10 protein-coding genes are annotated in these 12,326 nt (G+C 40.0%); 6 read left to right on the forward strand and 4 right to left on the reverse strand.

Features of this window, described 5'->3' with window-relative positions; all coding sequences use genetic code 11:
• Nucleotides 1–72: 72 nt before the first annotated feature.
• The 3 genes from thrA to thrC are packed head-to-tail and all read left to right on the forward strand — an operon-like array spanning nt 73 to nt 4,763.
• Nucleotides 73–2,523 carry a bifunctional aspartate kinase/homoserine dehydrogenase I gene (thrA, locus tag FHS59_RS13880; protein WP_184495895.1) on the forward strand — a complete coding sequence of 817 codons (2,451 nt, stop codon included), beginning with the start codon at nt 73–75 and terminating at the stop codon, nt 2,521–2,523.
• Entirely contained in the window at nt 2,523–3,461 is a 939-nt protein-coding gene (locus tag FHS59_RS13885; protein WP_184495897.1) for a homoserine kinase, read from the forward strand. The genes thrA and FHS59_RS13885 overlap by 1 nt, the downstream gene beginning before the upstream one ends.
• Before the next feature lie 3 nt (nt 3,462–3,464).
• Nucleotides 3,465–4,763, forward strand: a complete 1,299-nt coding sequence (thrC, locus tag FHS59_RS13890) for a threonine synthase (protein WP_184495898.1) — start codon at nt 3,465–3,467, stop codon at nt 4,761–4,763.
• 3 nt (nt 4,764–4,766) lie between these two features.
• Here the strand turns inward: thrC and FHS59_RS13895 are convergent, their stop codons facing one another.
• From FHS59_RS13895 to FHS59_RS13905, 3 genes are all read right to left on the reverse strand, one after another.
• Complete coding sequence (locus FHS59_RS13895) at nt 4,767–5,570, reverse strand: carbohydrate deacetylase (protein WP_184495900.1); 804 nt, start codon at nt 5,568–5,570, stop codon at nt 4,767–4,769.
• Nucleotides 5,548–6,534, reverse strand: a complete 987-nt coding sequence (locus FHS59_RS13900; RefSeq protein ID WP_184495902.1) for a glycosyltransferase family 2 protein — start codon at nt 6,532–6,534, stop codon at nt 5,548–5,550. Before FHS59_RS13900 ends, FHS59_RS13895 begins: the two co-directional genes overlap by 23 nt.
• An 81-nt stretch (nt 6,535–6,615) precedes the next feature.
• Nucleotides 6,616–7,590, reverse strand: a complete 975-nt coding sequence (locus FHS59_RS13905) for a polyprenyl synthetase family protein (RefSeq protein WP_184495904.1) — start codon at nt 7,588–7,590, stop codon at nt 6,616–6,618.
• Nucleotides 7,591–7,747: 157 nt separating this feature from the next.
• On the opposite strand from FHS59_RS13905, the gene FHS59_RS13910 reads away from it, so the two are divergent.
• The 3 genes from FHS59_RS13910 to FHS59_RS13920 all read left to right on the forward strand — a co-directional run bounded on the left by FHS59_RS13910 (nt 7,748) and on the right by FHS59_RS13920 (nt 11,042).
• Nucleotides 7,748–8,233, forward strand: coding sequence for a DUF4199 domain-containing protein (locus FHS59_RS13910; protein WP_184495905.1), 486 nt, complete (start codon nt 7,748–7,750; stop codon nt 8,231–8,233).
• A 69-nt stretch (nt 8,234–8,302) separates the two neighbouring features.
• Nucleotides 8,303–10,000: a 1-acyl-sn-glycerol-3-phosphate acyltransferase gene (locus FHS59_RS13915; protein ID WP_184495907.1), complete on the forward strand. Its 1,698-nt coding sequence runs from the start codon at nt 8,303–8,305 to the stop codon at nt 9,998–10,000.
• Nucleotides 9,978–11,042, forward strand: coding sequence for an NAD(P)H-dependent glycerol-3-phosphate dehydrogenase (locus tag FHS59_RS13920; protein ID WP_184495909.1), 1,065 nt, complete (start codon nt 9,978–9,980; stop codon nt 11,040–11,042). The genes FHS59_RS13915 and FHS59_RS13920 overlap by 23 nt, the downstream gene beginning before the upstream one ends.
• Nucleotides 11,043–11,110: 68 nt before the next feature.
• Here FHS59_RS13920 and FHS59_RS13925 read toward each other — a convergent pair whose 3' ends face one another.
• The gene (locus FHS59_RS13925; protein WP_184495911.1) at nt 11,111–12,286 is read right to left on the reverse strand and encodes a PQQ-dependent sugar dehydrogenase; all 1,176 of its coding nucleotides are present in this window, start codon (nt 12,284–12,286) and stop codon (nt 11,111–11,113) included.
• Nucleotides 12,287–12,326: the final 40 nt, after the last annotated feature.

The following is a 12,326-nucleotide window of genomic DNA, read 5'->3' on the forward strand; positions in this document are numbered from 1 at the left end:
AAAATCAGTAGTACCCGCCCTTTTGGTCTTTTATGGCCCGTTTTAGTTTAAAAACTCATTTCAAAATTCTTTATGAAAGTCATCAAGTTTGGAGGTTCATCCGTAGCGAACCCCGAAAACATCAAAAAAGTATTTTCCATTATTGAGGAGAAGCTTAAAAAACATGAAATAGCCATAGTTTTTTCAGCATTTGGTGGTGTCACGGAAAGCCTTTTGAAAATATCCCAACTTGCAAGAGAAGGTGATCAAGCATACAGAGATACTTTACAAACCTTAGAAGAAAAGCATCTGGATTTGGTGAGACAGCTTATTTCTGTTCAGAACCAATCCACTGTGATGACTTATGTGAAAGTTCGTTTCAAAGAGTTGGAAGATCTTTTTCACGGGATTTATTTGATCAAAGAAAATTCTCCGAGGACTTTGGATTATGTAGCCAGTTTTGGAGAAAGACTTTCTGCTTTTATTCTTGCAGAAGCGTTGGCAGGAAAAGGTCTGAAAACACAATTTTTGGATGCGCGAGAAGTAATCCGTACCAATGATCGGTTTGGTCAGGCTCGAGTGGATTTTGAAACTACCAATGCACTTATCAGAAGTTATTTTGGGAAGAATGATGGGATCAAAGTAATAACAGGCTTCATTGCTTCCACATCAAAAGGCGAAACAACAACACTTGGCAGATCGGGTTCTGATTATACGGCTTCTATTTTTGCAGGAGCCTTAGAGGCAGAAGATCTAGAAATCTGGACTGATGTTTCTGGAGTTTTGACTTCTGACCCTCGATTAGTATATACCGCGTTTACAGTGCCTCAGCTGAGCTATAACGAAGCCATGGAACTGTCTCATTTCGGTGCAAAGGTGATTTTCCCTGCGACTATGCAGCCGGCTATGAAGCGGAATATTCCGATTTATATCAAAAACACTTTTGAACCGGAAAATCCAGGCACCAAAATAAACAGCGAAGTCACAAAAGAGGCATTGATCAAGGGAATCAGCTCCATGTCCAATATTTCTATTGTGACTGTTCAGGGTGCGGGGTTGATTGAGTCTGTTTCCGGGACGAGCCGAGTTTTTAAAGCTTTGGCGGAAGCCGAAGTGAATATCGTGTTGATTTCTCAGGCATCTTCGGAGCATAGCATCTGTTTGGCTATCAAAACAGATGAGGCCTACTTGGCCAAAGAGGCTGTAGAAAAGGAATTTCACTATGAGATAAAATCTGGTGAAATGGAAGAAGTGAATCTTCTTCATGGATTTTCTACAGTTGCGGTAGTTGGTGAAAACATGAAGCATAACCCTGGAGCTTCTGGACGTATGTTTAGAGCTTTGGGTCGAAATAACATTAACGTTGCTGCAATCGCGCAGGGGAGCTCAGAGTTGAATATTTCTGCTGTGATCCCACAGGCCGATTTGCAAAAGGCCCTGAATGCCCTTCATGAAGCGTTTTTCTTATCTGAGAATAAGGTGTTACACGTGTTCTTAATTGGGACCGGTTTGATCGGTCAGGCTTTGATCCGAATGATCGCTTCTCAGCAGGAAAAACTGCAGCAGGACAGCATGCTGGATATTCAGATTCACGGACTGGCGAATAGCCGATACATGGCTTTTCACGAGGATGGATTTGATCTGAAAAACCCTCATAAATTGGGTTCTGGAGATCAAAAAATGGATCTGAATAAATTTATTGAGACCATGGAGCAGATGAACTTCTCCAACTCAGTAATGGTGGATTGTACGGCTTCTTTGGAAGTGGCAAACACTTATTCCAGAATTCTTGAAGCTAAAATCGGGATTGTTACTCCTAATAAGAAAGCTAATTCCGGTTCGATGGAACAATACTTGGCTTTGAAGAAAATCGCCAAAAAGCGTGGGGTGAAATTCTTATATGAAACCAATGTCGCGGCAGGCTTACCAGTCATCAATACACTTCAGGATTTGATGCTTTCCGGTGATCGGGTAATCAAAATTGAAGCAGTTTTAAGTGGGTCGATGAACTTTATTTTCTCGGAATTTGAAAAAGGCTCTTCTTTCTCAGAAGTGGTCAGAGTCGCAAAAGACAAGGGTTATACTGAGCCTGATCCACGAGATGATTTAAGTGGAATGGATGTGGCGAGAAAGATTTTGATTTTGGGTAGAGAGGCTGAGCAAACACTAGAGTTTGATTCAGTGACAGTGGAAGGAATGGTGCCGGATGATTGTGTTGAGACTACTTCGGTAGATGAGTTTTTTGTGAAATTAAAAGCTCATGATTCACACTTTGAGAAGGTAAGAGAAGAGGCGAAAGAAAAAGGAGAGAAACTTCGATTTATGGCGACTTTGGAAAATGGATCTGCGAAAGTCGGCTTGAATTCACTGAAAGTTGAACACCCGTTTAGTAGCCTGCAGGGAAGTGATAATATGATTTTGTTGACTACTGAGAGATATCATGATTTTCCAATGATTATCAGAGGTCCTGGTGCAGGAGCAGATGTAACTGCTGCTGGAGTATTTGCGGATGTGATCAGAATCGGTAACTATACTCGGGAGTGATGAAATCAGTCAAAGCTTTTGCGCCAGCTACAGTTGCAAATGTGTCCTGTGGATTTGATATCCTCGGATTTGCGATTGATGCCATGGGCGATTATGTGGAGGTTACTCTTCGTGATAAGCCAGGCCTAAAAGTCATTTCAATAGAAAATGATGGAGGAAAACTTCCTTGGGAAGTTGAGAAAAATACCTGTGCTGTAGCTATCCAAGCGATGCTCGATAGTTATGGAAAGCAAGTAGGCATGGATATTTCCTTGCGAAAAGGACTTCCTCTAGGCTCGGGAATGGGTTCCAGTGCAGCAAGTGCTGTTGCTGCTTTAGTGGCTGCTAACAGACTTTTGGGAGAACCTTTTGAAAAGAAAGATTTATTGCCTTTTGCGATAGTTGCAGAAAAAGCAGCTTGCGGAGCCGGACATGCTGATAATGTCGCTCCAAGTTTGCTTGGAGGATTTGTACTGATCAGAGATTACCACCCTTTGGATGTGATCAAACTTCCTGTGCCAGATGGATTGTACTGCACCTTGCTTCATCCGCATTTTCAGTTGAATACATCTGATTCCAGAAGCGTTTTGCGGGATTCGATTCCATTGAAACATTCTACGATTCAATCAGGGAATGTCGCTGGATTTATTGCTGGTCTATACCAACAAGATTTTGGATTGATTTCCCGATCCATGAGAGATGTAATTGCAGAGCCTTACAGAGCTGTTTTGATCCCTGGGTTTTACGAGGTGAGAGAAGCTCTGAAAGGAGCAGGAGCTTTAGGAATGGGGATTTCCGGATCTGGACCAACGCTTTTTGCTTTGTCCGAAGGAGCAGAAAAATCGAAAGAAATGGCCCGTGCTGCTGAGGAAATCTATGAAGGAATCGGTTTGGGCGTAGACGTACATTTCTCCGCAATCAACACGGTGGGAGCTTATGTGCTAGAAGAAAAGAATTAGTCTATGAAGTTTTACAGTACAAATAATCCACTATATCAGGTGAGTTTGGCAGAAGCAGTGATCAAGGGGCTTGCTCCAGATCAGGGTTTGTATATGCCAGAAAGAATACCAACACTTTCAAATGAGTTCATCGAGAAACTCCCTGATTTGAGTTTCAGAGAAATTGGTTATGAGGTAATTGGAGCAATATTTTCAGAAGACTTAACGAAAGAAGAGATCCATGAATTGGTGGATCATACGTTGACTTTTGATGCACCGCTGGTGAAAGTTGAGGAGGATGTTTTTAGCCTTGAATTGTTCCATGGGCCTACCTTAGCATTTAAAGATTTTGGAGCTAGATTTTGCTCAAAATTGATGAGTTTGTTGTTGACAGATTCGGAGAAAAAAGTGCGGGTGTTGGTGGCGACTTCTGGTGATACTGGGAGTGCCGTGGCCAATGGATTTTTAGGAGTCGAAGGAGTGGAAGTAATCATTCTTTTTCCAAAAGGTAAAGTGAGCGAGTTGCAGGAAAAGCAATTCACGACTTTGGGTAAAAACATCACAGCATTGGAAGTGGATGGGGTTTTTGATGACTGCCAAACAATGGTGAAGCAAGCCTTTTTGGATCAGGAATTGAATGAAAAGTTGTTGTTGACTTCTGCTAATTCCATCAATATTGCTAGGTGGATTCCTCAGGCTTTGTATTATTTCTATGCTTATTCTCGACTTCCAAAGAATGGAAAGAAAGTCGCTTTTGCTGTTCCTTCTGGAAATTTCGGGAATATTGCGGCTGGGATTTTAGCTCAAAGAATGGGATTGCCAATTGAACATTTTGTGGCTGCGACGAATGTAAATAAAGTTGTTCCAGACTTTTTAAGAGGGGCTGAGTTTAAAGCGATGGCATCAATTCCTACCATCAGCAACAGCATGGACGTAGGAAATCCAAGTAATTTTCCGAGGCTTTTGGCTCTCTATGGGAATAGTGAAGAAACATTGAAAGAACAGGTTTCAGGTTATTTTTATACTGATTCAGAAACTGTGGATGTGATGCAGGAAGTGAAAAAGGAGGGGTATACCTTGGATCCGCATGGAGCGGTTGGATATAAAGGACTAAAAGATTTTATGTCGGAAAACCCTGGATATCAAGGTGTGTTTCTGGAAACAGCTCACCCTGGGAAATTCCGGGAAACTGTCGAAAAGGCTTTGGACTTGAAGCTGACTTTACCAGAGAGGCTGGCGGCTTTTATGGAAGGGAAGAAAAAAGTAGAGTCCTTGGAAAATGATTTTATTGAGTTTAAAGAATATTTGAAGTGCTTGGATTAACATTTAGATTTCGCCGAAATGAATCAGCTCTATTTCTAGTGCTGCAAGCTCCTCGACTAAATTAATGGATTTCCAAAGTTGGTACTCTTTCTCCCTTTCGAGGTAAGAATCAGCTCGATTCGCTATTCCAGGATGAGTCATTAACTCCAGTAAGTTATGAGACTTAAAAGATTTTATCAGACTCTGCAACATAAGTTTCTGATTGATCTCTTTGCCAAATGACAAGTCTGAAATCAGACCTTCTGTAGTGGTAAACAACTTTTGGTTTACAGGAGTGAATGAAGTAAATCCTTTTAAAATAAGTGATCTAGGTTTCGAGGTAATGGAGTTTGTATCAGAATTTCTGATTTTTTGAATCCCTAGCTCATGCAACTTGTTTTGGATTATTTTACCAATTATGGGGAAGTGGTGTAAGTGCTGATGACTATCAGCATGAGTTATTTTGATTCCATGATCTTTTAGGAAGTTTGCTTGGGCTTCCAGTTCTGTACTTAGGTGGATTGGGTTGATTTTTCCTTTTAAGGCCTGGTAGAAAAGTTGTTTTGCACCTAGAAATGAACCCTTTTCATCTAGGATAGATGAGATGTGCTGACTGGGAGCAAGTGGTTCCCCATCTAAAAAATTTACGTGGAGGCCGATTCCGATATTTGGTATTTTTTTTAATTTATTCAGGTCCGATTGCTTAGCCATATTGGCCAGAACAGTAGTGGAACTGATTTTTTGGTCGATGAGCAAATCCAAAATAGCTGCCGTGGCATCCTTGTCAAATCCGAAATCGTCGGCATTAATGATCAGCCGTTTGTTCATTTTTTTTCAAGGTAGAATGTGTCGTTTTTCTGATCGAATAAGGCTGGATTTTTGTCCCTGAAAAGTAGTTGTAAACTCCAATTTCAGCGACAAATCCAAAGCTGATCATAATCAAACCTATTAATACAAGGAATACAGAAAAGAGAAATTCAATTCCATAATCCACACGGATATTTGTGCCAAAAAACAAAGAGGTGACCACTAAGTAGAGCATGGGAATTATTCCTATAATCAACATTAATCCACCGAATACACCAAAAAGTCGAAATGGTTTATTCATAAAGGAAATACAGAATTTTAAGAAAATCAGATCTACAATTACCGAAAACAATTTTGCTATTTTGTAGCTGCTTTTTCCTCCTCCTCTTTTCCTGATGACAATGGGGATCTCAGTATATCGCACGCCTTTCCTAGCGATAATTGCTCCTAAAAATCGGTGAGAGTCTTTTAGAATATTGGTGTTTTCTAACAAAAACCTGCGATAAGCTCTAAAGGTGCCCCCGAAATAACTCATTTTGGTTCCCGAAATTTTATTGATCAGCCAATGCGCTGACTTGGACATTTGCCTTTGAATAAAACCTTCTGGACGTTGGGATTTCAATCCCCCTACCATATCAAATCCTTCGTTGAGTTTATCGAGAAATTTGGGGATGTCGGCTAGATTATGCTGTAGATCGCCATCCATAAAGATGATAATCTCTCCTGTACTGTGCTCAAATCCACTCCTCAAAGCAATACTTTGTCCAAAATTCCCTCCTAAATCTATTCCATGAAAATTGGGAAATGCTCCGCATACACGTTCAATCTCTAGCCAGGTATGGTCTGAGCTTCCATCATTTACCATGATTACTTCCCATGGATATGCCAATTGGTCAAATGCCTGAAAAACCTCTCTACCTAATTCAAAAGCATTAGTCTCCTCTTCGAATAATGGAATGATGACAGATATTTTTCCTAATTCCATGCGATTCTCCTAAAGTTAAGTTGGAGTTAATAATTAAAAATATTCCTTTTGAAGAGAAGTTAGTATTTTCAAAGGTATAATTTACTTCTTTCTTTCAATTGTGTAGCTCACAAGGTTCTCTAAAGAGGTTTTGTATTCTGAATCGGGAAACGATTTTAAAATATCGAGTGCTTCTTGATAGAAACTATTCATGACTGTTTTTGCATATTCCAAACCGCCGCTTTGTTTTACATACTGAATTACTTCATTTACGGCTTTTTTATCCTCACTTCGATTCCTGATCAGGCTGATGATTTTTCTTTTTTCTAACCAATCGCTTTGATTCAAGGCATAAATCAAAGGCAGTGTCATTTTCTTTTCTTTGATATCGATCCCAACTGGTTTGCCGATTTCATCCTCTCCGTAGTCAAACAGGTCATCTTTTATCTGAAAAGCCATCCCAACCTTCTCTCCAAAATTTCTCATTTTATCGATCAATTCCGGATCGTCTTGATTGCTAGAAGCACCGACGGCACAGCATGAGGCAATAAGGCTAGCAGTTTTTTGACGGATAATCTGGTAATATACTTCTTCAGTAATGTCGAGTTTTCTTGCTTTGGCAATCTGTAAAAGTTCGCCTTCTGACATTTCTTTTACAGTGTTGGAAACGATTTTCAGTAAATGAAAATCCTCATTGTCCACACTCAATAACAAGCCTCTAGAAAGTAAGTAGTCACCTACTAAAACGGCAATTTTGTTCTTCCATAGAGCGTTTACCGAAAAGAATCCTCTTCTGTAATTTGCATCATCCACAACATCGTCATGAACAAGCGTTGCTGTATGAAGTAGTTCTATTAAAGCAGCTCCACGGTGGGTGGATTCATTGATTTTGCCGGTGATTCCAGCAGTTAAAAAAACAAACATCGGGCGCATTTGCTTTCCTTTGCGCTTGACGATATAATTCATAATGTGGTCCAGCAGCTTGACCTTACTTTTCATAAGCCCTCTAAACTTCTGCTCAAACTCAGCCATTTCGGCTTCAATGGGAATTTGTATTTGTTTAAGGTCTGCTTTCATCCGATGAATTCTGTCGTAAAAATAATACCCTTTCTTTCATGGGCAAGCGGTAATTTCAGCATAGATTGAGATTCCTTCAGATTATATAATTATTTCAACTTTTTTGTATTTTGTAAAGAATGTTCCATCAAATAAACCGCACTAATCGACAATAGTTATGAGAAACATCGTGATAGAAATTAAATGGGCAATAATTTTTGCCATTATAGCAATGGCCTGGATGGTTTTGGAAAAGAGTCTTGGCTGGCATGATGTTCACATCGATCAGCATGCGACACTAACCAATATTTTTGCTATTCCGGCAATCTTGATTTATGTTTTTGCACTTCTCGATAAAAAGAAAAACTATTACCATGGTCAGATGACTTACTTGCAAGGTTTTTTGTCTGGAGTGGTCATTACTGTTATCGTGGCGGTCTTAAGCCCATTCACCCAATACATCACAGTTGAATATATCACGCCTGATTATTTTGCTAACGTGATTGAATATTCTGTATCCACTGGGACTTTGACACAAGAAGAGGCCGAGGAATGGTTTAACCTTAAAAGTTATATGGTTCAGGCGACCGTCGGGGCTTTAATTATGGGTGTGATCACCTCTGCCATAGTCGCTATTTTTACCAAATCGAAGAAACAAGCCTGAGTTGACCCCGTTAGTGGGCTTTATGCGAAAGGCTTTTGTTATCTTTGAATTGTAAAAACTGAATTCCACTTGGAGGAAAAATATCTAAAGCATAAGTACGACCCGATCATTCCGAGTAAGAATGAATGGCCTGTAGTAAAACTTGCCAGAGAGCGGAAGGAGTTTGTTAAGAAAGTCTCTGACCTTGCTGAAGAAAGAATTCTGAATCTGACGGATAAAAATCCTGATATTTTAAAAGAGGAATTAGAGACAACTCTTTACAGGGAGAAACTAAGGATTAAACAGAATCCATGGGTTGTTGACCCGGATGATGAGGGCTCTTTTTGGGGAGAAGTGAAGGATTCTTTGCTACATATTACCACTGCAACTGGAACTACTAAAAAGAAAAAACTGGAAGGATATCAGTCGATTTTGAATAAGATCACTTCCAGATATGCAGAGGAGATAGCCAGTAATTTCAAGCATACTCATTATAAATTCACGAGAAGTGTAGTTACTTACGGGTTTTCCCGATTGCTGAATGCTGCAAGAGTAAAAGGTTTCAAATCGATTTTCAGTAACCAATATACTTTACAGGATAAAATCCAGATCACTGGAGAAACAGATCAATTACGAGATCTTGCTACAAAAGGAACTGTCGTGATGGTTCCTACCCATTTTAGTAATTTGGACAGCATCCTTATCGGCTGGATTATTTCCGTGCTAGGTCTTCCTCCTTTCATTTATGGAGCAGGATTGAACCTGTTTAATATCTCAATTTTCGCTTATTTCATGAATTCTCTCGGTGCCTACAAAGTGGATCGAAGGAAAAAGAATTTGATATATCTCGAAACTTTAAAGACCTATTCGAAAGAGGCGATTCAGTTTGGGTGTCACAGTCTGTTTTTCCCAGGAGGTACCAGGTCGAGAAGCGGAATGATTGAGTCTAAATTGAAACTTGGTCTTTTGAGTACAGCTATAGAGGCTCAGCGGGCAAATTTCCAGAATGGGTTGGATGATATTTCAGGAAAGATCTTTATTGTTCCAGTTACGATTAATTATCACTTTGTACTTGAGGCTCCAAGTTTGATTCGGGATCACCTTAGTATTACAGGGCAAGAGCGTTACTACAAGGAGAATGATGAATTTTCCAACTCCTATAAAATTTCCAAATTCCTTTTGAAGTTCTTTACCAAAGGATCTGATATCTCGGTTTCGGTCGGAAAAGCAATGGATGTGCTGGGGAATTATGTGGATGAAAACGGAGATAGTCTAGATAAAAAGGGGAGGAAAATCCATACTCGTGATTATTTTCTTTCTGAAGGTGAAATCACAGTGGATCATCAGCGGGAGGAGGAGTACACTAATATGCTTGGAAAGAGAATTGTGGAGGAATTCCATAAAATCAATCGTGTTTTCAGTTCGCATTTGGTGGCCTTTACTGCATTTGAAATGATAAAATCAGCCAATAGAAAGCTGGATTTATTTGATTTGATCAGACTTCCGGAAGAAGATATAAGTATCCCTTATGATGAATTTAAAGCCAATTGTAATAAGGTTTTGGATCGTATCATTCAATTGACAGAAAATGGGAAGATCAATATGGCACCGCATCTTCATAATGACATGGACACCATAATTAAACATGGGTTGGATAATGTCGGAATGTATCATGCGAAAAGACCTTTGATCATGGATGCCAAAGGTGATATTGTTACTGAGGATATGAGTTTGCTTTATTTTTATCACAATAGATTAACAGGATATGGACTCGAAAAACTCTTCTGAACCTCAAAAAAAATGGATTGGGGTTCTCGGTGTGGGTAGTTTCGGGACCGCTATTGCCAACATGCTTGCCGAGAAAAGTCCGGTCATGGTGTATGCCAGGAAAGAGGATGTTGTCAATGAAATCAATACCAATCATACTGCTCAAGGAAAGGCGTTGAACCCGAAGATAATCGGGACGCACAACCCTGAAGAGATCTGTAAATCCTGTGATATCCTCTTTATGATGATTTCATCTTCGGGATTTCAGGATGTAGCCAAAACTTTTGCGCCTTACCTTCACCCATACCATCTGGTGATTCATGGTACCAAAGGTTTGTGTTTGAACCTTGGAAAAGGAGAGACTTTAGACTCTGTCCAGAAAATTCAGCGTTCTCAAATTCTGACTATGAGCGAAGTGATCATGCAGGAGACGGTAGTTGTGAGAGTAGGATGTCTAGCTGGACCAAATTTATCGAAAGAGTTGATCAAAGGTCAGCCGGCTGCAACTGTTATTGCCAGTAAATACAATGAGGTGATCCTCGAAGGGCAAAGCTTACTTCGTTCTGAGAAATTTCAGGTTTATGGAAATTCAGATATAGTCGGAGTTGAATTGAGTGGTGTGTTGAAAAATATCATTGCTATTGCATCCGGGGCTTTAGCAGGTCTTGAGTTGGGAGAAAATGCAAAAGGACTTTTGATTTCCCGAGGAATGGTGGAAATGGTTCACCTGAGCAATGCACTTGGAGGAAGTGTTAAATCTGTTATAGGCTTGGCGGGAATCGGAGATCTGGTGACTACTTGTAATTCGGTAGATTCCAGGAATTTCACGGTAGGATTTAGACTTGCCAAAGGTGAGACGCTTGATCAGATCATGGCTGATATGGAGGAAGTTGCGGAAGGAATAAATACCATTCGAGTGATAAAGGCATTTTTGGAAACAGCCGATTTGCGAGCTCCTATTACAGAATACTTGTATCGGGTTTTATTTGAGGAGTTTGATATCAAAGAAGCCTTGCAGTTTCTTATGAAGTATCCTTTCAATGTGGACATTGACTTTGTGTAATAAATAGACGGAAACAAAAAAGAGGCTTTGGATTGTTCCAAAGCCTCTTTTTTTGATTTGACTCGATCTTATCTAATCGGAATAAGTTTCACCAAAAGACCTGTACCTTCTGTGATGGCGTAAAGATAGCCGTCAGGACTTTGCTTTACTTGTCTTACTCTTCCAATATCCTGAAGCATCACTTCTTGAGAAAGTGCATTTGTGCCATCCATGTCCACTCTGTTGATATGCATTTTGGCTAGTGCACCGATTAAGATGTCTCCTTTCCAAGCTGGATATTTATCTGAAGTCACCATTGTGATTCCAGCAGTCGCAATTGAAGGAACATAATATGTAGCCGGTTGCTCCATGCCTTCTTTTTCAGTGATCTCGGTTAAGGTAGTGCCATCATAATTTTTACCATATGAGATCACTGGCCAACCATAATTTTTACCCTTTTCGATCAAGTTTAATTCATCACCTCCCATTGGGCCATGTTCTGATTCCCAAAGTCGATTGTTTTCCAGATCATAGTATAAGCCTTGAGGATTTCTGTTTCCATAAGCCCAAATAGATGGGATTGCTCCAGGAGTGTTTACAAATGGATTATCTTCTGGAATTCTTCCGTCATCGTGAATTCTGTGGATTTTTCCATGAGAGTTTGTCAGTTCCTGCGCATTCATTGCTTTGTCAAATCGATCCCCGCTAGAGTAGAATAAATAACCATCTTTGTCAAAAACGATACGGCTACCGAAATGATTTCCGCCTTTCCATGCTGGTTGGGACATGATCAATTCCTCTTGATCTACCGCATTATTTCCATCAAGACGAAAACGCATGATGGTAGTGGTGCCTTCTTCTTCCGTGATTTTTTTGGCATAACTGATATATAACCAACCATTTTCACCATATTTTGGATGAGCTTGGATGTCCAATAATCCGCCTTGACCAGTGGTGCGAACCTCAGGAAGGCCTTGGATTTTTTCTCCGGTAAACTTGTCATCTTTGAAAATCAGGATTTCTCCTTTTTTCTCAGTTACCAGTAGTGTGCCGTCTTCTAACCAAGTCATGCCCCACGGATTTTCGAATCCTGTATGGAGTGTATCTACTTTCAGAAGGAGCTTTTCCGTCTGAACAGCGTTAGTTTCATCGATTGGTTCTGCAGGAATTGCTTCTACTTCTGCAGCTTTTTGTTCACAAGCAACTGCCAAAGCAGCTCCGAAGGCTACCAAACCTATTTTTAGAATTGATTTGTTAAAATTCATATCTGATTTTAAATTAAGACATGAAGATAAGACAAGTTGT

The sequence above is a fragment of the Algoriphagus iocasae genome, from assembly GCF_014206875.1.
GTDB lineage: Bacteria > Bacteroidota > Bacteroidia > Cytophagales > Cyclobacteriaceae > Algoriphagus > Algoriphagus iocasae.

Coding starts and splice junctions, on each gene's coding strand:
- thrA (WP_184495895.1), top strand. CDS start 73: ATGAAAGTCATCAAGTTTGGAGGTTCATCCGTAGCGAACCCCGAAAAC.
- FHS59_RS13885 (WP_184495897.1), top strand. CDS start 2,523: ATGAAATCAGTCAAAGCTTTTGCGCCAGCTACAGTTGCAAATGTGTCC.
- thrC (WP_184495898.1), top strand. CDS start 3,465: ATGAAGTTTTACAGTACAAATAATCCACTATATCAGGTGAGTTTGGCA.
- FHS59_RS13895 (WP_184495900.1), bottom strand. CDS start 5,570: ATGAACAAACGGCTGATCATTAATGCCGACGATTTCGGATTTGACAAG.
- FHS59_RS13900 (WP_184495902.1), bottom strand. CDS start 6,534: ATGGAATTAGGAAAAATATCTGTCATCATTCCATTATTCGAAGAGGAG.
- FHS59_RS13905 (WP_184495904.1), bottom strand. CDS start 7,590: ATGAAAGCAGACCTTAAACAAATACAAATTCCCATTGAAGCCGAAATG.
- FHS59_RS13910 (WP_184495905.1), top strand. CDS start 7,748: ATGAGAAACATCGTGATAGAAATTAAATGGGCAATAATTTTTGCCATT.
- FHS59_RS13920 (WP_184495909.1), top strand. CDS start 9,978: ATGGACTCGAAAAACTCTTCTGAACCTCAAAAAAAATGGATTGGGGTT.
- FHS59_RS13925 (WP_184495911.1), bottom strand. CDS start 12,286: ATGAATTTTAACAAATCAATTCTAAAAATAGGTTTGGTAGCCTTCGGA.